The organism is Thauera humireducens (assembly GCF_001051995.2).
GTDB lineage: Bacteria > Pseudomonadota > Gammaproteobacteria > Burkholderiales > Rhodocyclaceae > Thauera > Thauera humireducens.
Map to the genome: position 1 here is coordinate 4,082,675 of NZ_CP014646.1, position 18,892 is coordinate 4,101,566.

Sequence of the window (18,892 nt, forward strand, 5' to 3'; positions counted from 1 at the left end):
ATTCGGCGCACACCGTGCACAGCAGATCGAACAGGGCGTCGATATCCCGGGTAGTCGGATTCATGTGCGGGGTCCTCCGTGCAATGCCGGATAGCGCCGGCTGACGACTGCAGCATAGGCAGCAGCGTCGGATAGATCCAATCGATACGCAGGATGTTCGAAATTGTCTTGAGCTATCGGGTAGGGGAACGGCGGGGCGACGATCGGCGCCGGACGCCCGTCAGGGCTCTGCTAGAATCGCCCGCCATGAGCTATCAGGTCCTTGCGCGCAAGTGGCGGCCGAAGTCCTTCGGCACGCTGGTCGGTCAGGAGCACGTCGTGCGGGCGCTGACGCACGCGCTCGCCACGGGCAGGCTGCACCACGCCTGGCTGTTTACCGGGACGCGCGGCGTGGGCAAGACCACGATCAGCCGCATCCTGGCCAAGGCGCTGAACTGCGAGACCGGCATCACGCCCGAGCCCTGTGGCGTCTGCGATGCCTGCCGCGCCATCGACGCCGACCGCTTTCCCGATTACGTGGAGATGGATGCCGCGTCCAACCGGGGCGTCGACGACATGGCGGCGCTGCTCGATAAGGCCGTGTATGCGCCGGTGCAGGGGCGCTACAAGGTCTACATGATCGACGAAGTGCACATGCTCACCGGTCACGCCTTCAACGCCATGCTGAAGACGCTGGAGGAACCGCCGGAGCATGTGAAGTTCATCCTCGCCACCACCGATCCGCAGAAGATTCCGGTGACGGTGCTGTCGCGCTGCCTGCAGTTCAACCTCAAGCAGATGCCGCCCGGCCATATTGTCGACCACCTGACGCGCATCCTACAGGCCGAGGAGGTGCCCTTCGAGCCCGGCGCGCTGCGCCACATCGCCAAGGCGGCCAACGGGTCGATGCGCGACGCGCTGTCGCTGCTCGACCAGTCGATCGCGCACGGCGCGGGCAAGGTCGAGGAGGAGCAGGTCACCCACATGCTGGGCACGGTCGGCGACGACCATCTGTACGCCGTGCTCGACGCACTCGCGGTCGGGAACGTGACCGACCTGCTCGCGGTGGCGGACGGCATGGAGGCGCGCAGCCTGTCTTTCGATGCCGCGCTGCAGTCGCTGGCGACGCTGGTGCATCGCATCGCGCTGGCGCAGTACGCGCCGGAGGCGATCGCAGACGAGGCCGAGCGGGCCCGCATCGGCTCCTATGCCGGCGCCTTCGATGCGGAGTTCCTGCAGCTCGCCTACCAGATCGCGATTCACGGCCGTGACGAGCTGCCGTTGGCGCCGGACGAATACACCGGCTTCACGATGACGTTGCTGCGCCTGCATGCATTCCGCCCCGATCAGCCTGCGGCGCTCGGCGGGCCCGGCGTCGCGCCGGCGGGGGGCGGTCAGGCACGCAGCCTGCCGGCCGCAGCGTCCGCAAGTCCGGGGGGAGCGCAGGGTGCGCTCCCGGGCGGGGCGAGGGCGTCGTCTGCGGTTCCCGCGGCGGAGGGCGGAAGTCCGGCGGTTGGCGTGCCTGCGCCACAGCCCGCTCGCGTAGATGTCTCCCCGCCTGCGGCCCCTGTGCCCGCTGCGCCGCTGGTCGAGAAGGCTGAGCCGGCGCCCGTCGTTCCCGCAGCGAGTGCGCCCGCGAAGGCCAGCGATAACGATGTGCCTCCTTGGGAGGACTTGCCGCCCGAGGCGTATGCAGACGATTACGGCGCGACAGCGGCTGCGCCCGCGCCCGTGCGGACCTTGCCTGAAGCCACGACACGCTCGCGCGGTCCTGAGCCGGCGCAGGCGACGGCTGCTGCTGACGTCGAGCCTCCTCCGGCGCTATCCGCGGCCGCTGTTGCCGCACCGCCGGTCGCTGTTCCCACCGTTGCCGGCCGGGCTTCGTCGGGCGGCGGTGGCGATGTCGCATCCCTGCTTGCAATGGGGGACTGGCGTGGCATCATCCGCGCGCTCGAACTCGGCGGGCTCGTGCGCGAGCTTGCCCAGCATTGCGAGTGGGTCGATTGCGTCGAGGACGAATTGCAGTTGCGCCTGTCGACGGCGCATCGCCATCTGCTGGACATGAACCGCGCTGCGGTCGACCGTCTGCAGGATCTGCTCGGTGGGGCCACGGGGCGTGCGATGCGTGTGCGCATCACTATCGGCGACATTGCCGGCGAGACGCCGGCCCAGCGCGACGAGATCGAGCGCCGCGCGCGCCATGCCGAGGCGGTCGCAGCGCTGGAAGCGGACCCCTTCGTGCGCGAACTCATCGAACGCTTCGATGCCACCCTCGTCGAAAACACCGTGAAGCCGCTTTGACGGCCGCGGCGCGACGGGCGTGGTGTCAAGACTCTTTTCAAACAGCTCAATAACCTGGAGTGTCCAAGATGATGAAAGGCGGAATCGCCGGGCTGATGAAGCAGGCCCAGCAGATGCAGGAAAACATGAAGAAGATGCAGGAGCAGCTTGCTTCGGTCGAGGTCGAGGGGCAGTCGGGCGCCGGCATGGTCAAGGTGCAGATGACCTGCAAGTACGATGTGCGCCGCGTCTCCATCGACGCGGCGGTGATGGACGACAAGGAGATGCTCGAGGACCTGGTCGCGGCGGCGCTGAACGATGCCGTGCGCAAGGTCGAGGCGACCACGCAGGAGAAGATGTCCGGCTTCACTTCCGGCCTGAATCTGCCGCCTGGCATGAAGCTGCCGTTCTGAGCCTGCAACGATGACGCCATCCAGCCTCGACGAATTGATCGAGGCCTTGCGTTGCCTGCCGAGCGTCGGCCCGAAATCCGCTCAGCGCATGGCCTACCATCTGCTGCAGCGCGACCAGCGGGGCGCTGCGCGGCTGGCGCACGCGCTGGCGCACGCGCTGGAGGTGCTGCGTCACTGCGAGCGCTGCAACAACTTCAGTGAGGAGGCCGTCTGCCCGCGCTGCGCCAATCCGCGGCGCGACGCCTCGCTGCTGTGTGTCGTCGAGATGCCGGCCGATCTGGCCATGATCGAGCAGACGCAGTCCTACAACGGGCTGTACTACGTGCTGATGGGGCGGCTCTCGCCGCTCGACGGCATCGGGCCGCGCGAGCTCAAGCTCGACAAGCTCATCGGTCGCGCGACCGACGGCAAGGTGCAGGAAGTCATTCTCGCCACCAACTTCACCAATGAAGGCGAGGCCACGGCGCATACGGTGGCGACGCTGCTGACCACGCGCGGGCTCAAGGTCAGTCGCCTGTCCCGCGGTGTGCCGGTCGGGGGCGAGCTCGAGCACACCGATACGGGCACCATTGCGCAGGCCCTGGTCGAGCGCCGCGCCGTGTAAGAAGGTTGCTGCGTCGCAGCATATCAGGCCGCTGCTGCGGCTTTCCGACGCGGGAATGCCGCCCGGAAAGCCTTGTTACGACTGGTGATCCGCCCTTCGTGCTTTCTCTGCTGCAGTGACTCCGTTATAATTCCGCAGTTATTTGTATCCGGGTCTTTCGTTTTCCTTTTTGGGAAGAGGGTCATGAGCGTTGATCAAAAGATGGACAGCAGCCGCCGCACCTTGCTGCTGGCAACGTCCGCCGCGGGCGGTGTTGCCGCCGTGGCAACGGCCGTGCCGTTCGTTGCCAGCCTGACGCCGTCCGAGCGTGCCAAGGCAGCCGGTGCGCCGGTCGAAGTGGATGTGGGTAAGCTCGCTCCGGGCGAGATGATGACTGTGGAGTGGCGCGGCAAGCCGGTGTGGATTCTGCGCCGTACGCCCGAGATGCTGGCTTCGCTTGAAAAGACGGACGGTAAGGTCAGCGACCCCGAGTCCGACAAGCCCATGCAGCCGGGCTACGCCAAGAACAAGCACCGCTCGATCAAGCCGGAATACCTGGTCGCGGTCGGTATCTGCACCCACCTCGGCTGTTCTCCGTCCGAGAAGTTCAAGATGGGCGCCGAGAGCGGCATGGGCGCTGACTGGCCCGGTGGTTTCCTGTGCCCCTGCCACGGCTCGATCTTTGATCTGGCTGGTCGCGTGTACAGCAGCATGCCCGCGCCGGACAACCTCGAGATTCCGCCGCACCAGTACCTCGCGGATACCACCATTCTTGTTGGCGAAGACGGGAAGGCATAAGCGATGACCACCAAATCCCAGGCTGTGCTGAACTGGATCGACGAGCGCTTCCCGCTGACGTCGTCCATCAAGGGGCACCTCACCGAGTACTACGCCCCGAAGAACTTCAACTTCTGGTATTTCTTCGGCTCGCTGGCGCTGTTGGTGCTGGTGATCCAGATCCTGACCGGTATCTTCCTGGTCATGCACTACAAGCCGGATGCCTCGCTGAACGCAGCGGGTGTGCCGGTGGCCTTCGCCAGCGTCGAGTACATCATGCGCGAGGTGCCGGGTGGCTGGCTCATCCGCTACCTGCACTCGACCGGTGCCTCGGCCTTCTTCGTCGTGGTCTACCTGCACATGTTCCGCGGCCTGCTCTACGGTTCCTACCGTAAGCCGCGCGAGCTGATCTGGATCTTCGGTACCCTGATCTTCCTGGTGCTGATGGCCGAAGCCTTCATGGGCTATCTGCTGCCGTGGGGGCAGATGTCCTTCTGGGGCGCCCAGGTCATCGTGAACCTGTTCTCGGCGATTCCGGTGATCGGCCCCGACCTGTCGCTGGTCATCCGCGGCGACTTCGTCGTGTCCGATGCCACGCTGAACCGCTTCTTCTCCTTCCACGTCATCGCCGTGCCGCTGGTGCTGATCGGTCTCGTCGCTGCGCACATCATCGCGCTGCACGAAGTCGGCTCCAACAACCCGGACGGTGTCGAGATCAAGAAGAAGAAGGATGCGAACGGCATTCCGCTGGACGGCATTCCCTTCCACCCGTACTACACGGTCAAGGATATCGTTGGCGTCGTGGCCTTCCTGTTCTTCTTCAGCGCGGTGGTGTTTTTCGCGCCGGAAGCGGGGGGGTACTTCCTCGAGTTCAACAACTTCCTGCCTGCCGACCCGCTGACGACGCCGCCTCACATTGCGCCGGTGTGGTATTTCACCCCCTTCTATTCCATCCTGCGTGCGGTCACCTACCCGCTGTTCGGGCTGGATGCGAAGTTCTGGGGTGTCGTGGCCATGGGCGCGTCGGTGGTGATCATCGCCTTCCTGCCCTGGCTGGACCGCAGCCCGGTGAAGTCGATCCGCTACAAGGGTCCGATCTTCAAGATCGCGCTGGTCATCTTCGTCATCTGCTTCTTCATCCTGGGCTACCTGGGCGTGCTGCCCCCGACCCCGGGTCGTACGCTGGTGTCGCAGATCTGCTCGGTGCTGTACTTCGCGTTCTTCCTGCTGATGCCGTGGTACAGCAAGCTCGACAAGTGCAAGGCCGAACCGGAAAGGGTGAACTTCAAATGAAAATGCGCGTGATCAATCTCATCAAGCGTGCGGCGGCGGTGCTGCTGTTCGCTCCGGCGGTGGCGCTGGCGGCAGGTGCTGCGGTGCACCTCGACAAGGCGCCGGTCAGCACCGATCCGGCAGCGCTGCAGCACGGCGCCAAGCTGTTCGTCAATTACTGTCTGAACTGCCACAGCGCCTCGTTCACGCGCTACAACCAGTTGCAGAACATCGGCCTGTCCGAGCAGATGATTCGCGACAACCTGATGTTCACCGGCGAGAAGGTGGGCGATCTGATGAAGATCGCGATGCAGCGTGAAGATGGCAAGGTGTGGTTCGGCAAGGCGCCGCCCGATCTGACGCTGGTTGCACGTGCGCGTGCTTCCGGTGACGGCAGCGGGGCCGACTGGCTGTACACCTACCTGCGCCAGTTCTACCGCGATCCGGCGCGCCCGACGGGCTGGAACAACGTGATCTTCGCGAACGTGGGCATGCCGCACGCGCTGTGGGAGCTACAGGGCGAACAGGTCGCCAAGATCACCCAGAACGCGGATGGCACGACCACGACCGTGCTCGAGCTCGCCAAGCCCGGCAAGCTGTCGGTCGAAGAGTACGACAAGTCGATCGCCGACCTCGTGTCCTTCCTGGTCTGGATGGGCGAGCCGGTCGCCGAGAAGCGCAAGTCGATCGGCACCTACGTGCTGATCTTCCTGGCGGGCCTGTTCGTGCTGTCGTACGCACTGAAGAAGAACTACTGGAAGGACATTCATTGATCGGAATGGCAACCGGCCGCGAGGCCTGTTGATGCAGTCCTGACCCAGACGCACCACGCGGAACCGCGTGGTGCGCTTTTGCTTTTGTATCCCCGGAGTGGCAACACCATGATGAACCTGTATTCCGGCACGACCGATCCCTTCAGCCATCGCTGCCGGATCGTCCTGTTCGAGAAGGGCATGGATTTCGAAGTCATCGACGTCGATCTCTACAACAAGCCCGAAGACATCGCCGTCATCAACCCCTACAACCGTGTGCCGGTGCTGGTCGACCGCGATCTCGTGCTGTACGAGTCGAACATCATCAACGAGTACATCGACGAGCGCTTCCCCCATCCGCAGCTGATGCCGCCCGACCCGATCATGCGTGCGCGTGCGCGGCAACTGCTGCACACCTTCGAGCACGAGCTGTTCTCGCACCTCGAAGCCCTGGAGGCCAACCAGAAGGGCGTGGAGAAGAGCCGCGCCCACGTGCGCGACCAGCTCACCCAGCTCGCACCGATCTTCACCAAGCAGAAGTTCATGCTGAGCGAGGAGTTCTCGATGCTCGACGTGGCCATCGCGCCGCTGCTGTGGCGCCTCGAGCACTACGGTATCGAGCTGCCGAAGGCGGCGGCGCCGCTGATGAAGTACGCCGAGCGCATTTTCAGCCGTCAGGGTTTCATCGACGCGCTGACGCCCTCCGAGAAGGTGATGCGTCGCTGACCTGCCAATCCCCGACGTCGCCGGCCGCGTCTCGCGGCCGCGGCGTCGCCTGCTGGAAGACACATGAGCACCGTATCGACCAAGCCTTACCTGATCCGCGCCATCTGGGAGTGGTGTGTCGATCAGGGCTTCACGCCCTACGTCGCCACGCTCGTGGACGCCCAGACGCGCGTCCCGCCGGGTTATGCACGTGACGGACAGATCGTGCTGAACCTGTCGCCCGATGCGACGGGGCAGTTGCAGATCGCGAACGATTTCATCACCTTCCAGGCCCGATTCGGTGGGGTCGCGCATTCGCTGGTGGTGCCGATTGCCAACGTGATCGCCGTCTATGCGCGCGAGAACGGGCAGGGCATGGCCTTCGAGACCGAGATCTCGGGCGAGGAGGCCGGCGTCGATGCGGATGAGCGGCCGGGCGAGATGCCCGACATCGTCGAGGACATGGCCGACGCGGCTGCCGCGGCAAAGGCCGAGGCGCCCTCGGGTGATGAGCCTCCGCGCCGTCCTCGTCCCTCCCACCTGACCGTCGTGAAGTGAGACACCCCATGGCCAGTCTTGAATGGAGCGAGAAGCTGGAAAACGGCCTCCCGCGCATGGATGACACGCACCGCGAGTTCGTCGAGCTGTACAACGTGGTCGCCAACGCCGGACCGGACGCGTTCCTCGCTGCCTACGATGCCTTCGTCGCGCACACCGAGGCCCACTTCGCCCAGGAGAACCGATGGATGGAGGCGGTGAATTTCCCGGGTTGCCATCGCGCCGAGCACGACCGTGTGCTGGCGGTGCTGCACGACATCCGCAAGCGCGTCGCTGCGGGTGACACCTTCTTCGCCAAGCGCCTGGTGCAGGAGTTGCCGGCCTGGTTCGACCATCACACCAACGGCATGGATGCCGCGCTGGCTTTCCATTTGCAGAGCGTTGGCTATGACGTCGACAGCGGTACGTTTGCGAATGCCGAAGGCGCCGTAGGGCAGGCCGCATCCGGTTGCGCCTGTGCGACGCTGACCGCCGAAAGCGACGCCGAGAAGAAGGCCTGCGCCTGATTCGCGCTGCCGCGTTGCTGCACGTGTTTCAATCCAGGAACGGAAAGACCACTGGCGGCCGCTGACCCTCGATCAGGGCGGTGAGCGCGGCGGCCGAGCCGCAGGCGAGCGTCCATCCCAGGGTGCCGTGGCCGGTATTCAACCACAGGTTGTCCAGCCGGCCGCGCCCGATCAGGGGCAGATTACCCGGCGTTGCGGGGCGTAATCCCGCCCATGGCGTCACCTGCGTTTCGTCGATCGCGCCCGGGAAATGGGTCCGCGCCCATTCGAGCAGCGGCTCGATGCGCTCGGGCCGGATCGTCGTGTCGAAGCCGGCGAGTTCGGCCGTTCCCGCCACGCGAAGGCGATCCCCCAGCCGCGAGCAGACGATCCGGCGCGATTCGTCGGTCAGGCTCACCACCGGCGCCCGGTCCGGTGCTGCAAGAGCGGCCGTGATCGAATAGCCCTTCACCGGATAGATCGGTACGCGTTGCCCCAACGGTCGCAGCAACCGGCCGCTGTAGCTGCCGAGGCACACGACGACCGCGTCGGCGCTCAGCATGCCCTTGCGCCCCTCGGCGTCGCGCACGTATGCGCCCTCGATGCGATTGCGGGTAACCGCCAGCCGCCGGATCTCGGTGTTCCAGTGCAGCAAGGCCCCCCTCGCTTCCAGCTGCGCGGCGAGCGCTTCGGTGAAGCGCTGTGCATTGCCGGATTCGTCGTCCGGAGCATACAAGCCGCCTGCGATCGCATCCGGCCGGCCCGCGAGCGCGGGCTCCAGGGCGAGGCATTCCTCGCGCGAGCGTACTTCCGCGGGAATGCCGAGCTTCTGCAGCGACGATGCGCGCATGGGGGCATGGGCGAATTCGCGTGCGGTGTGGAACAGATGCAGGATGCCGGCCGCGCGTTGCTCGTAGTCGATGCCGGTCGTTTCCCGCAGGGCACGCAGGCGTTCGCCGCTGAAGAGGGCGAGTGCGGCGATCGCCTCGGTGTTGCGGCGTGTGCGCCACGGCAGGCATTCGTGCAGGAAGGACAGCGCCCAGCGCCATTGCGCCGGGTCGAGGGAAGGGCGGACTTTCAGCGGCGCGTCCTCGCGCCCGAGCCAGCGCAGCGCGAGCCAGGGCGCAGCCGGATTGGCCCACGGTTCCGGATGACTGATCGAGATCTGGCCGCCGTTGGCAAAGCTTGTCTCGCGCCCGGCGCCGGGCTGGCGGTCGACGAGACTGACCTCGAAGCCCGCCTGTTGCAGGAACCAGGCGGTCGTGACGCCGGTGACGCCGGCGCCGAGAACCATGACGTGCATATGTCGGGGAGCGGTGGATGACGGCTGTACGAGTCGGGCCCCCGAGCGAGGTTCCCGCCGCAGCAGAGGCGCGATGATACCCCTACGGCCCGCGGCAGAAACACGTGGCGCGTTTTTTTGCCGTGCGTACGGCGCGTGGAACCGGGATAATTCGGCCTGTCAGACATCACACCGCATTCACGGAGTTCTCTCATGCGTCGCGTCACCCTCACCCAGTTCCTGATCGAGCAGCAACGCGCCGGTCGCATCACCGCCGACCTGCGCCTGCTGATCGAGGTCGTCGCCCGGGCGGTCAAGGCCATCAGCGTCAATGTGTCCAAGGGCGCGCTCGCCGGGGTGCTCGGCGAGGCCGGCACCGACAACGTGCAGGGCGAGGCGCAGAAGAAGCTGGATGTGATCGCCAACGAGATCCTGCTACAGGCCAACGAGTGGGGCGGTCACCTTGCGGCGATGGCCTCCGAGGAGGTCGAGACGGTGCACCAGATCCCCTTCGACTATCCGAAGGGCGGCTTCCTGCTGCTGTTCGATCCGCTCGATGGCTCGTCGAATATCGACGTCAATATCTCGGTCGGCACGATCTTCTCCGTATTGCGCAATCCGCCGGGGGGCGAGCAGCCGAATGAAGACAGCTTCCTGCAGCCGGGGCGCGAGCAGGTCGCCGCGGGCTATGCCGTCTATGGTCCGTCCACCCAGTTCGTGCTGACGGTCGGCCAGGGCGTGCATGCCTTCACGCTGGACCGCGAGATGGGCAGTTTCATCTACACGCACCCCTTCATGACCATCCCCGAGGAGACGCGCGAGTACGCGATCAATGCGTCGAATGCGCGTTTCTGGGAGAAGCCGGTGCAGCGCTACATCGACGAACTGCAACAGGGCAAGACGGGGCCGCGCGGTGTCGACTTCAACATGCGCTGGGTCGCGTCGATGGTGTCCGACGTGCATCGCATCCTCACCCGCGGTGGCATCTTCATGTACCCGATGGACGACAAGTGCCGCGACAAGGGCGGCAAGCTGCGCCTGATGTACGAGGCCAATCCGATGGCGATGCTGGTCGAGCAGGCAGGCGGGGCGGCCAGCACCGGTCGCGAGCGCATCCTCGACGTGCAGCCGCGCGAACTCCATCAGCGCGTGCCCGTGATCCTCGGTTCCAGGGCCGAGGTCGAGCGCGTGACCGAGTACCACCGCGAGACCTGATCGCGGCCGTATGCGCCCTTGGCGCGGTTTGGCTCTCCTGCTGATCAGCGGCGTGTTGGCCGCGCCCCTGTCGACTGCGGCGCAGCAGGCGCTCGACGTCGAGCTGGAAGCGCCCGAGGCGGTGCGCGGGCTGCTCGAGCGTCACGTGCGCCTGTTGCGACGCAGCGACGCGACGATGCCCGAGGCTGCTCCCGACCGAAGCGCGATGGCCCGCCGCGCCCGGCGCGAGGTCGGCGACCTGCTCGCCACCGAGGGCTACTTCACGCCGACGGTGCGCATCGATCGCAGCGAGGCCGGGCGCTGGGTGATCAAGGTGGACCCGGGGCCACGCACGACCATCGCTGAGGTGACAGTGGACTTCGATGGCGAGATCACGCGTGCTGCAGAGCAGGGCGGCGACGAGTATCTCGCCCGGCTGCGGGCGAGTTGGTCGCTGCCGCCGGGGGCGCCCTTCCGCCAGGCCGACTGGGATGCCGCCAAACAGCAGATGCTCGACAGCGTATCGGCGCGGCGCTATGCGGCGGCGCGCATGGTGGAGAGCCGCGCGGAGGTCGACCCGGAGCGCGCCACTGCCCGACTCCGCGTCCGCCTCGACAGCGGCCCCGCCTTCTATCTCGGAGCGCTCGAGGTCAGCGGACTGCAGGAACTGCCGGCGGACCTGGTGCAGCGCTACAGCCGCCTGCGGGTCGGCGAACCCTACGACCGCGAGGCCTTGCTGGCCTTCCAGACGGGGTTGCAGAACACGCCGCATTTCGCGTCGGTGATCGTCGATGTCGAGCGCGATCCGGCGCTCGCTGCCGCGGTGCCGGTGCGCGTGCAGGTCTCCGAGGCGCGTCCAAAGCGCCTCGCGTTCGGCGCGGGCGTTTCCAGCAACACCGGCCTGCGGGCGGAGGCGAGCTATCGCGACGTGAATCTGCTGCGCCGCGGCTGGGAGCTGTCGACCGGCCTGCGCCTGGAGCAGCGCCGCCAGTCTGCCTACGCCGACGTCTTCCTGCCCCCTTCGGGCAACCATCGCGACAGCGTGGGTGCCCTGGTCGACCGCAGCGACCTCGAAGGCCTGCTGGTGCATTCGCAAGCCGTCGGCGTCGCCCGCAACACGGTGCGGGGCAACATCGAGACCCAGCTTGCCCTGCGCCTGCAGCATGAGCAGTTGCGCCCCGAGGGGGGCGAGTCCCGCTCGAGCAACACGCTGACCGCGAACTGGACCTGGGTGCAGCGCGCCGTGGATGACCTGCTCGATCCGACGCGCGGCTACGTGCTCGAGTTCCAGATGGGCGGCGGCGCGGCGGTGGCGATCGCTGATCGCGACTTCGTTCGCCTTTACGGCCGCGCAGTGCGTTACCAGCCGGTGGGCGAGCGCGACGTGCTGATCCTGCGCGGCGAGGCAGGCGCGACCCTGGCCGATTCGCGCGAGGGCATTCCGCAGGACTTCCTGTTCCGTGCCGGCGGCGCGCAATCGGTGCGAGGCTATGCCTACCAGAGCCTGGGCGTCCGCGAAGGCGACGCGACGGTCGGCGGGCGCTACCTCGGCACCCTCAGTGCGGAGTACGTGCATTGGTTCCGCCCGCAGTGGGGTGCGGCATTGTTCGTCGATGCCGGGGATGCGGCGGACACGCGCGAAGACCTCGACTTCCGCACCGGCTACGGCGTCGGGGCGCGCTGGCGCAGTCCGGCGGGCCCGCTGGCGGTTGATCTGGCCTGGGGGCATGACGAGCGCCGGCTACGTCTGCACTTCGGCGTTGCCATCGCCTTCTGATGTCGAGCAGCCGGTCCGGTGCTGCAAGCATGCGGCGCGGGGGCGTCCGGATGGTCAACGTACCCCGAAGAGGAGTATGGTTTTCACAGGCGGGCCGGCATGACGTTTTCGGTGGAATCCCTCCAGCTGGCCGGCTGAACGACATTGTTCGCGCGAGGCACGCATGGAACGCCCACCCGGTCGTCGCACCTGTCTTTATGCCGCCGAGCAGTTGAACGCTGTTGTCGAGCGCATGGCACGGCAGGCCGCCGCGGTGCTGTATGGCTGCGAGCGCATTGCCGTCATTGGCCTGTTGCGCAGGGGTGCGCCGCTGGCCGACCGCATCACGGCCCTGATGGTCGAGCGTCATGGCCTCGCCCCGCCGCTGCGGCTCGATCTCAAGGTCAAGCGTTATGCCGACGATCTCGCCCTGCTGCATCCCGAGACGCAACTGCTCGAGGACCCCGCGCATGCAACGCTGGACCTTCAGGGGCGGAGCCTTCTGGTCGTCGACGACGTGCTCTACACCGGACATTCGCTGCTGCGGGTGCTGGGCTATCTGGCGCGCTGGTCACCGGCCGAGGTGCGTGTTGCGGTGCTGGCCGACCGTGGCGTCGCGCGCTTGCCGATGCGAGCGGATGTCGTCGGCCTTCGGCTCGACGTCGCGCCGACCGATGTCATCGAATGCAATGTGCCGCCCTATGAGTCGTCCTGGCGGATCGAACTGCTGCAGCCCGACGGGGGCGCCGGCAGTGCGGACGAAGCGCGTGGCGGCGTGTGAGGCGGGAGGCACGATGATCTTCCAGGACCGACTCGACGCCGCGCGGCAACTCGCCACGGCCTTGTCCGCCTATCGGGGGCAGAACCCGCTGGTGCTCGCGATTCCACGCGGCGCGGTGCCGATGGGTGCGGCACTCGCGGACGCACTGCAGGGCGAGTTGGACGTGGTACTGGTGCACAAGCTCGGTTCGCCCTGGAGCCCGGAGTATGCGATCGGCGCGATCGACGAAAGCGGCTGGTCCTTCATCTCCGACTCCTCCGAGGGCGACGAGGCCTGGCTGAAGGCCGAGCGCGAGCGTCGGCTCGAGGGGCTGCGCCAGCGCCGGGCCCTGTATTCGCCCGAGCGTCCGCCGATCGACCCGCGCGGGCGCGTGGTGATCGTCGTGGACGACGGCCTCGCCACCGGCGCGACGATGATCGCGGCGCTGCACGCCGTGCGCGCGCAGGCGCCGCAGAAACTGGTCTGCGCGGTGCCGGTCGCCGCCCCCGACAGCCTGAAGAAGGTCGAACCGCATGCGGATGAAGTCGTCTGCCTTCACGCCCCCTGGGATTTCCAGGCGGTCGGGCAGTTCTATGTGCATTTCGGCCAGGTCGAGGACGACGAGGTGGTCGCCTGTCTGCGCCAACGCCGCGAACGAGGCGCGTAGGCGCCGGGGTACGGCATGACTGGCGGAGCTTCGCGCATGGCGCCGACGTCGGCGTGCGGGGCGCCGGCGCGACGATGGCTGAAGCCGCCGCGGCGACGACCCGCGGCCTGCCTGCTGCGAGGGGGGTTTTCGCCAATGGTGGGGCTGGGCGCGATTTGCGAGCCTGATGCGGGTAGCGAGCGCGCGAAAGGGAGACTTGGACATGCAGCGTTCCGGGATCATCCACAAGACGCCGGCCGATCTGGCGGTGGCGCCCAACCTTGGCGATTACGCGGCGACCTGCGCCGCGTTCTCGTGGGACAACGCGCGCCAGGCGCTGGCCGGCCTGCCGGGCGGCGGGCTCAACATCGCCTACGAGGCGGTCGAGCGTCATGCGCAGGGGCCCTTGCACGATCGCACCGCGTTCCGTTTCCTGGGCGACGAATCGGTGCGCGATGTCAGCTTCGGCGAACCGGCGCGCCTGACCAGCCGCTTCGCCAATGTGTTGCGCACGCTCGGCGTGCAGCGTGGCGAGCGGGTGTTCGTGCTCACCGGTCGCATCCCCGAGCTGTACGTTGCGGTGCTCGGCGGCCTGAAGGCGGGCTGCGTCGTGTCGCCGCTGTTCTCGGCCTTCGGCCCGGAGCCGATCGCCACGCGCTTGAATATCGGCGAGGGCGCGGTGCTGGTCACCACCGACGGGCTCTATGCGCGCAAGGTGGCGAAAGTGCGCGACACGCTGCCCTCGCTGCGCCACGTGCTGGTCGTGGACGAGGAGGGCACGGCGGCCGGACTCGCCGGCACGCAGGATCTCGCCGCGCTGATGGCCGAGGCAGCCGAAGTCTTCGACACCGAGCCGACGCAGGCCGAGGACCTTGCGCTGCTGCACTTCACCAGCGGCACCACCGGCACGCCCAAGGGCGCGATGCACGTGCATGGCGCGGTGGTGACGCACTGGGCGACGGGGCGTTATGCGCTCGATCTCCACCCCGACGACGTCTTCTGGTGCACCGCCGATCCGGGCTGGGTCACCGGCACGTCCTACGGCATCATCGCGCCGCTGCTGCACGGCGTGACCTCGATCGTCGACATGGCCGAGTTCGACGCGGAGCGCTGGTATCGCATCCTGCAGGCGCAGCGGGTCACGGTGTGGTACACCGCGCCGACGGCAATCCGCATGCTGATGAAGGCCGGCCCGGAGCTTGCGCGCGGCTTGCGCTTCCCGCAGCTGCGCTTCGTTGCCAGCGTCGGCGAACCGCTGAACCCGGAGGCGGTGTGGTGGGGGCTGGAGGTGCTCGGCAAGCCGATTCACGACAACTGGTGGCAGACCGAGACCGGCGGCATCATGATCGCCAACCTGCCCGCGCTCGACATCAAGCCCGGCTCGATGGGCAAGCCGCTGCCCGGCGTGGAGGCCGCCATCGTGCGCCAGCGCGAGGACGGTTCGGTGGCGCTGATCGATGCGCCGGACGAGGAGGGCGAGCTGGCGCTCAGGCGCGGCTGGCCGTCGATGCTGCGCGGCTACCTCAACAACCCGGAGCGCTACCGCAAGTGCTTCGCCGGCGACTGGTACCTGAGCGGCGATCTCGCGCGGCGCGATGCCGACGGCTACTACTGGTTCGTCGGTCGCAGTGACGATGTGATCAAGTCCGCCGGCCACCTGATCGGTCCGTTCGAGGTCGAGAGTGCGCTGATGGAGCACCCGGCGGTGGCCGAGGCCGACGTCATCGGCAAGCCCGACGAGATGGTGGGCGAAGTGGTCAAGGCCTTCGTCTCACTGAAGAAGGGCGTCGAGGCCTCGGACGCCTTGCGCCGGGAACTGCTCGGCCATGCGCGCAAGAAGCTGGGTGCCGTCGTCGCGCCGAAGGAGATCGACTTCCTGCCGGTGCTGCCGCGCACGCGCAGCGGCAAGATCATGCGCCGGCTGCTGAAGGCGCGCGAGCTCGGCCTGCCCGAAGGCGACACCTCGACGCTGGAGGCCGGCGCATGAAGACACGCCAGCCAACCCAGCGCCGCCCCGCTGCGGGCGAACCGCTGCGCCTGCTGGCAGACATGCTGCGCATCCGCCGCATGGAGGAGAAGTGCGCCGAGCTCTACGGTGCCGGCAAGATCCGCGGCTTCCTGCATCTCTACATTGGCGAGGAGGCCTGTGCCACCGGGGCGATGCATGCACTGGCCGAGCAGGACAGGGTGGTCGCCACCTACCGCGAGCACGGCCACGCGCTGCTGCGCGGCGTGCCGATGGACGCGATCATGGCCGAGATGTACGGCAAGGCCTCGGGCTGCTCGCGCGGGCGCGGCGGCTCGATGCACCTGTTCGACGTTTCGCGCCACTTCTACGGCGGCATCGCCATCGTCGGTGGCGGATTGCCGCTGGCCGCCGGGCTGGCGCTGGCGGACCAGCTGCAGGGCAATCCCATGTGACGGCCTGCTTCTTCGGCGAAGGCGCGATTGCCGAAGGCGCGTTCCACGAAGCGATGAATCTCGCCGCGCTATGGGCCTTGCCGCTGCTGTTCTGCTGCGAGAACAACCTGTATGCGATGGGCACTGCGCTGTCGCGCTCGGAGTCGCAGACCGACCTGTGCGCCAAGGCTGCGAGCTACAACATGGACGGCTTCCGCGTCGATGGCATGGACGTGCGCGCGGTATTCGAGACCGTCAGGCGGGCGGCGAGGCAGGTGCGCGCGTCGGGCAGACCTGCCTTCGTCGAGCTGCAGACCTACCGTTTCCGCGCCCATTCGATGTTCGACCCCGAGTTGTACCGCGACAAGGCCGAGGTCGAGCAATGGAAGACGCGCGGCCCTATCCACAGTTTCTCGGCGCAGCTGAAAGCCGAAGGCCTGTTGACCGAGGACGCCTTTCTCGCGCTCGATGCGGCGGCGCAGGCCGAGATCGATGCCGCGGTCGCCTTCGCCGAGGCCGCGCCCTGGGAGCCGGAGGCGGACCTGCTGAAGGACGTGCATGGGCCGGCGGCGATCGCGCACGGCGGCCGGCGATGAAGATCAGTTACCGCGAGGCGCTGCGTGAGGCCCTGCGCGAGGCGCTGGCGCAGGATTCGCGCGTGTTCCTGATGGGCGAGGACGTGGGGCGCTACGGCGGCACCTACGCGGTGTCGAAGGGCCTGCTGGAAGAGTTCGGGCCGGATCGCATCCGCGACACGCCCTTGTCCGAGCTCGGCTTCATGGGGGCCGGCGTGGGTGCTGCGCTGGGCGGCATGCGGCCGATCGTCGAGATCATGACGATCAACTTCAGCCTGCTGGCGCTGGACCAGATCGTCAACAGCGCGGCACTGCTGCGCCACATGTCCGGCGGGCAGTGCGCGGTGCCGCTGGTGATCCGCATGGCGACCGGCGCTGGCCGCCAGCTCGCCGCCCAACATTCACACAGCCTGGAGAACTGGTACGCCCACATCCCCGGCATTCGCGTGCTGGCGCCGGCGACCGTCGCCGACGCGCGCGGCATGCTCGCGCCCGCCCTGGCCGACCCCGACCCGGTGGTCATTTTCGAGCACGCCCAGCTCTACAGCCAGGAAGACGCGCTGCCGGCCGAGCGGGTCTGGCGCGCCTGCGACATCTCGCGCGCGGCCGTGCGGCGTGCGGGTACCCGGGCGAGCCTGATCACCTATGGCGGCTGCCTGCCCAAGGCGATGCAGGCCGCGGACGCGCTGGCTGCCGTGGGCATCGACGTCGAGGTGCTCGATCTGCGCCCGCTGGACCTGGACACCATCGCTGCGTCGGTGCGCAGGACGCACCGCGTGGTGGTGGTCGATGAAGGCTGGAAGACCGGCAGCCTTGCGGCCGAGATCGTCGCGCGCATTGCCGAGGACTGCCTGTACGACCTCGACGCCCCGCCGCGGCGGGTGTGCAGCGTGGAGGTACCCATCCCCTACGCCCGGCACATGGAGGCAGCGGCGCTGCCGCAGACGGCGCAGATCGTCGCCGCGGTGAAGGAGATGCTGAATGTTTGAGTTCAAGCTGCCCTCGCTCGGCGCCGACATGGACGAAGGCAAGCTGCTGGAGTGGCGCGTCAAGCCCGGCGACAAGGTGAAGAAGGGCCAGGTCGTCGCGGTGGTCGACACCTCGAAGGCCGCGGTCGATGTCGAGATCTGGCAGGACGGCACGGTGTTCGAGCTGCTGATCGAACCCGGCACCCGCCTGCCGGTCGGCAGCGTGATGGCGACGCTGCTCGAGGAGGGCGAGTCCGCGCCAACGCGCAAGCCGCTCACCGCGCGTGGCGCGCGGAAGGGCGAGGCACGCCGCCGGGCGACCCCTCCAGCAGCGGTGGCCGCCGAGGTGGGCGTCGCCCCGCCCGCTGTCGAGCCGGCGCTGGCGGGGCGCGCTCGCGTGTCGCCGGCTGCACGCAAGCGCGCGGACGCGTTGGGGATCGACATCGTCCGCGTCGCCGGTTCCGGCCCCGGGGGCGTGGTCACGCTGGCCGACATCGAACATGCGGCCGCCACGCGCACGGTGACCGCAGTGGCGGTGCCCGCCGAGGTCATGGCGGCGCGCCAGGCCGAGATGCGAAGGACCATCGCCGCGGCGATGAGCCGCTCCAAGCGCGAGATTCCGCACTACTACCTGTTCGAGACCATCCCCCTCGCACGTGCGAGCGAGTGGCTGACTGCCACGAATGCTGACCGCCCGATCACCGAGCGCATCCTCATGGCTGCGTTGTTTCTGAAGGCGGTCGCAATCGCGCTGAAAGGTTTTCCCGAGCTCAACGGCTTCTACCGCAACGAGCGTTTCGAGCCCGCGGACGCGGTACATGCCGGCGTGGCGATTTCCCTGCGCGGCGGTGGGCTTGTCGCGCCGGCCCTCCACGATGTCGGCAGCAAGCCCCTGCCGGTGCTGATGCGCGAGCTGTCGGATCTGGTGAGGCGCACCCGCGCCGGCTCGCTGCGCAGTTCGGAGATGAGCGATCCCACGATCACCGTCACCAACCTGGGCGAGCAGGGCGTCGAAGCGGTGCTGGGCGTGATCTATCCGCCGCAGGTGGCGCTCGTCGGTTTCGGGCGCGTCGCGCCGCGACCCGTCGTGGATGAAGCTGATGGCATACTGCAGGTGGTGCCGACCGTCACCGCCAGCCTTGCGGCCGACCACCGCGTCTCGGACGGTCACCGCGGCGCCCTGTTCCTTGGCGCGTTGCGCGAGTTGCTGCAGCATCCCAGGGATCTCTGAAACCGACCGCGCGAGAGCGTCGCCATGAACGACACCGAACTGCTTGCCGTCCTCATCGAAACGCTGCAGTCCATCGCCCCTGAAGTCGATGGCAGCGGGTTGCGCCCGGACCGCCCCCTGCGCCAGCAGGTGGATCTGGACTCGATGGACTGGCTGAACTTCCTGATCGGCCTCTCCGAGCGGCTCAAGGTCAGCATCCCCGAGGCCGACTATCGGCGCCTGGTCACGCTGGCCGACCTGGTGGCCTATCTGCAGGGGCGGATGACTTGCTAGTTC

Annotated in this window: 18 protein-coding genes and 1 pseudogene; 18 read left to right on the top strand and 1 reads right to left on the bottom strand. The window is 67.6% G+C overall.

All coding sequences use genetic code 11. The features are described 5' to 3' along the window. Positions 1-246: 246 nt before the first annotated feature. The 9 genes from dnaX to AC731_RS18990 all read left to right on the top strand — a co-directional run bounded on the left by dnaX (position 247) and on the right by AC731_RS18990 (position 7,825). The gene (dnaX, locus tag AC731_RS18950) at positions 247-2,280 is read left to right on the top strand and encodes a DNA polymerase III subunit gamma/tau (RefSeq protein ID WP_048708462.1); all 2,034 of its coding nucleotides are present in this window, start codon (positions 247-249) and stop codon (positions 2,278-2,280) included. A gap of 68 nt (positions 2,281-2,348) precedes the next feature. Then, positions 2,349-2,672, top strand: a complete 324-nt coding sequence (locus AC731_RS18955) for a YbaB/EbfC family nucleoid-associated protein (protein WP_048708463.1) — start codon at positions 2,349-2,351, stop codon at positions 2,670-2,672. Positions 2,673-2,682: 10 nt separating this feature from the next. Beyond that, the gene (gene recR / locus AC731_RS18960; RefSeq protein WP_038011490.1) at positions 2,683-3,276 is read left to right on the top strand and encodes a recombination mediator RecR; all 594 of its coding nucleotides are present in this window, start codon (positions 2,683-2,685) and stop codon (positions 3,274-3,276) included. Between the two features lie 183 nt (positions 3,277-3,459). Beyond that, positions 3,460-4,053: a ubiquinol-cytochrome c reductase iron-sulfur subunit gene (gene petA / locus AC731_RS18965; protein WP_004259156.1), complete on the top strand. Its 594-nt coding sequence runs from the start codon at positions 3,460-3,462 to the stop codon at positions 4,051-4,053. A 3-nt stretch (positions 4,054-4,056) separates the two neighbouring features. Further along, on the top strand, positions 4,057-5,325 hold the full coding sequence (locus AC731_RS18970) for a cytochrome b (RefSeq protein ID WP_048708466.1): 1,269 nt from the start codon (positions 4,057-4,059) through the stop codon (positions 5,323-5,325). After that, positions 5,322-6,077: a cytochrome c1 gene (locus AC731_RS18975; RefSeq protein WP_004259154.1), complete on the top strand. Its 756-nt coding sequence runs from the start codon at positions 5,322-5,324 to the stop codon at positions 6,075-6,077. Before AC731_RS18970 ends, AC731_RS18975 begins: the two co-directional genes overlap by 4 nt. Positions 6,078-6,185: 108 nt before the next feature. Further along, on the top strand, positions 6,186-6,782 hold the full coding sequence (locus AC731_RS18980) for a glutathione S-transferase N-terminal domain-containing protein (protein WP_048708468.1): 597 nt from the start codon (positions 6,186-6,188) through the stop codon (positions 6,780-6,782). Between the two features lie 63 nt (positions 6,783-6,845). Next, positions 6,846-7,319: a ClpXP protease specificity-enhancing factor gene (locus AC731_RS18985; RefSeq protein ID WP_048708470.1), complete on the top strand. Its 474-nt coding sequence runs from the start codon at positions 6,846-6,848 to the stop codon at positions 7,317-7,319. A gap of 8 nt (positions 7,320-7,327) precedes the next feature. Further along, the gene (locus AC731_RS18990; RefSeq protein ID WP_048708471.1) at positions 7,328-7,825 is read left to right on the top strand and encodes a hemerythrin domain-containing protein; all 498 of its coding nucleotides are present in this window, start codon (positions 7,328-7,330) and stop codon (positions 7,823-7,825) included. A gap of 28 nt (positions 7,826-7,853) precedes the next feature. Here AC731_RS18990 and AC731_RS18995 read toward each other — a convergent pair whose 3' ends face one another. Beyond that, the gene (locus tag AC731_RS18995) at positions 7,854-9,107 is read right to left on the bottom strand and encodes a D-amino acid dehydrogenase (RefSeq protein WP_048708472.1); all 1,254 of its coding nucleotides are present in this window, start codon (positions 9,105-9,107) and stop codon (positions 7,854-7,856) included. Between the two features lie 192 nt (positions 9,108-9,299). On the opposite strand from AC731_RS18995, the gene AC731_RS19000 reads away from it, so the two are divergent. The 9 genes and pseudogenes from AC731_RS19000 to AC731_RS19040 all read left to right on the top strand — a co-directional run bounded on the left by AC731_RS19000 (position 9,300) and on the right by AC731_RS19040 (position 18,889). Then, the gene (locus tag AC731_RS19000) at positions 9,300-10,301 is read left to right on the top strand and encodes a class 1 fructose-bisphosphatase (RefSeq protein ID WP_048708473.1); all 1,002 of its coding nucleotides are present in this window, start codon (positions 9,300-9,302) and stop codon (positions 10,299-10,301) included. 10 nt (positions 10,302-10,311) lie between these two features. Then, positions 10,312-12,057 (top strand): autotransporter assembly complex protein TamA, encoded by a 1,746-nt coding sequence (locus tag AC731_RS19005; protein WP_004259117.1) that lies wholly within the window; start codon positions 10,312-10,314, stop codon positions 12,055-12,057. Positions 12,058-12,220: 163 nt separating this feature from the next. Further along, positions 12,221-12,817 carry a bifunctional pyr operon transcriptional regulator/uracil phosphoribosyltransferase PyrR gene (locus AC731_RS19010; protein ID WP_048708475.1) on the top strand — a complete coding sequence of 199 codons (597 nt, stop codon included), beginning with the start codon at positions 12,221-12,223 and terminating at the stop codon, positions 12,815-12,817. Between the two features lie 13 nt (positions 12,818-12,830). Further along, positions 12,831-13,463, top strand: coding sequence for a phosphoribosyltransferase (locus tag AC731_RS19015; protein ID WP_048708477.1), 633 nt, complete (start codon positions 12,831-12,833; stop codon positions 13,461-13,463). A 202-nt stretch (positions 13,464-13,665) separates the two neighbouring features. After that, on the top strand, positions 13,666-15,429 hold the full coding sequence (gene acsA, locus AC731_RS19020; protein ID WP_048708478.1) for an acetate--CoA ligase: 1,764 nt from the start codon (positions 13,666-13,668) through the stop codon (positions 15,427-15,429). An 80-nt stretch (positions 15,430-15,509) separates the two neighbouring features. After that, positions 15,510-16,438 (top strand): annotated as a pseudogene (gene pdhA, locus AC731_RS19025) (pyruvate dehydrogenase (acetyl-transferring) E1 component subunit alpha). Further along, entirely contained in the window at positions 16,435-17,406 is a 972-nt protein-coding gene (locus AC731_RS19030; protein ID WP_048708480.1) for an alpha-ketoacid dehydrogenase subunit beta, read from the top strand. The pseudogene pdhA and the gene AC731_RS19030 overlap by 4 nt, the downstream one beginning before the upstream one ends. Beyond that, positions 17,399-18,616 carry a dihydrolipoamide acetyltransferase family protein gene (locus AC731_RS19035; RefSeq protein WP_048708482.1) on the top strand — a complete coding sequence of 406 codons (1,218 nt, stop codon included), beginning with the start codon at positions 17,399-17,401 and terminating at the stop codon, positions 18,614-18,616. Before AC731_RS19030 ends, AC731_RS19035 begins: the two co-directional genes overlap by 8 nt. 24 nt (positions 18,617-18,640) lie before the next feature. Continuing rightward, the gene (locus AC731_RS19040) at positions 18,641-18,889 is read left to right on the top strand and encodes an acyl carrier protein (protein WP_048708484.1); all 249 of its coding nucleotides are present in this window, start codon (positions 18,641-18,643) and stop codon (positions 18,887-18,889) included. Positions 18,890-18,892 lie beyond the last annotated feature (3 nt).

What these genes read in the sequence shown, in the direction of transcription:
- dnaX (WP_048708462.1), top strand. Translation starts at nt 247, where the DNA reads ATGAGCTATCAGGTCCTTGCGCGCAAGTGGCGGCCGAAGTCCTTCGGC.
- AC731_RS18955 (WP_048708463.1), top strand. Translation starts at nt 2,349, where the DNA reads ATGATGAAAGGCGGAATCGCCGGGCTGATGAAGCAGGCCCAGCAGATG.
- recR (WP_038011490.1), top strand. Translation starts at nt 2,683, where the DNA reads ATGACGCCATCCAGCCTCGACGAATTGATCGAGGCCTTGCGTTGCCTG.
- petA (WP_004259156.1), top strand. Translation starts at nt 3,460, where the DNA reads ATGAGCGTTGATCAAAAGATGGACAGCAGCCGCCGCACCTTGCTGCTG.
- AC731_RS18970 (WP_048708466.1), top strand. Translation starts at nt 4,057, where the DNA reads ATGACCACCAAATCCCAGGCTGTGCTGAACTGGATCGACGAGCGCTTC.
- AC731_RS18975 (WP_004259154.1), top strand. Translation starts at nt 5,322, where the DNA reads ATGAAAATGCGCGTGATCAATCTCATCAAGCGTGCGGCGGCGGTGCTG.
- AC731_RS18980 (WP_048708468.1), top strand. Translation starts at nt 6,186, where the DNA reads ATGATGAACCTGTATTCCGGCACGACCGATCCCTTCAGCCATCGCTGC.
- AC731_RS18985 (WP_048708470.1), top strand. Translation starts at nt 6,846, where the DNA reads ATGAGCACCGTATCGACCAAGCCTTACCTGATCCGCGCCATCTGGGAG.
- AC731_RS18990 (WP_048708471.1), top strand. Translation starts at nt 7,328, where the DNA reads ATGGCCAGTCTTGAATGGAGCGAGAAGCTGGAAAACGGCCTCCCGCGC.
- AC731_RS18995 (WP_048708472.1), bottom strand. Translation starts at nt 9,107, where the DNA reads ATGCACGTCATGGTTCTCGGCGCCGGCGTCACCGGCGTCACGACCGCC.
- AC731_RS19000 (WP_048708473.1), top strand. Translation starts at nt 9,300, where the DNA reads ATGCGTCGCGTCACCCTCACCCAGTTCCTGATCGAGCAGCAACGCGCC.
- AC731_RS19005 (WP_004259117.1), top strand. Translation starts at nt 10,312, where the DNA reads ATGCGCCCTTGGCGCGGTTTGGCTCTCCTGCTGATCAGCGGCGTGTTG.
- AC731_RS19010 (WP_048708475.1), top strand. Translation starts at nt 12,221, where the DNA reads ATGGAACGCCCACCCGGTCGTCGCACCTGTCTTTATGCCGCCGAGCAG.
- AC731_RS19015 (WP_048708477.1), top strand. Translation starts at nt 12,831, where the DNA reads ATGATCTTCCAGGACCGACTCGACGCCGCGCGGCAACTCGCCACGGCC.
- acsA (WP_048708478.1), top strand. Translation starts at nt 13,666, where the DNA reads ATGCAGCGTTCCGGGATCATCCACAAGACGCCGGCCGATCTGGCGGTG.
- AC731_RS19030 (WP_048708480.1), top strand. Translation starts at nt 16,435, where the DNA reads ATGAAGATCAGTTACCGCGAGGCGCTGCGTGAGGCCCTGCGCGAGGCG.
- AC731_RS19035 (WP_048708482.1), top strand. Translation starts at nt 17,399, where the DNA reads ATGTTTGAGTTCAAGCTGCCCTCGCTCGGCGCCGACATGGACGAAGGC.
- AC731_RS19040 (WP_048708484.1), top strand. Translation starts at nt 18,641, where the DNA reads ATGAACGACACCGAACTGCTTGCCGTCCTCATCGAAACGCTGCAGTCC.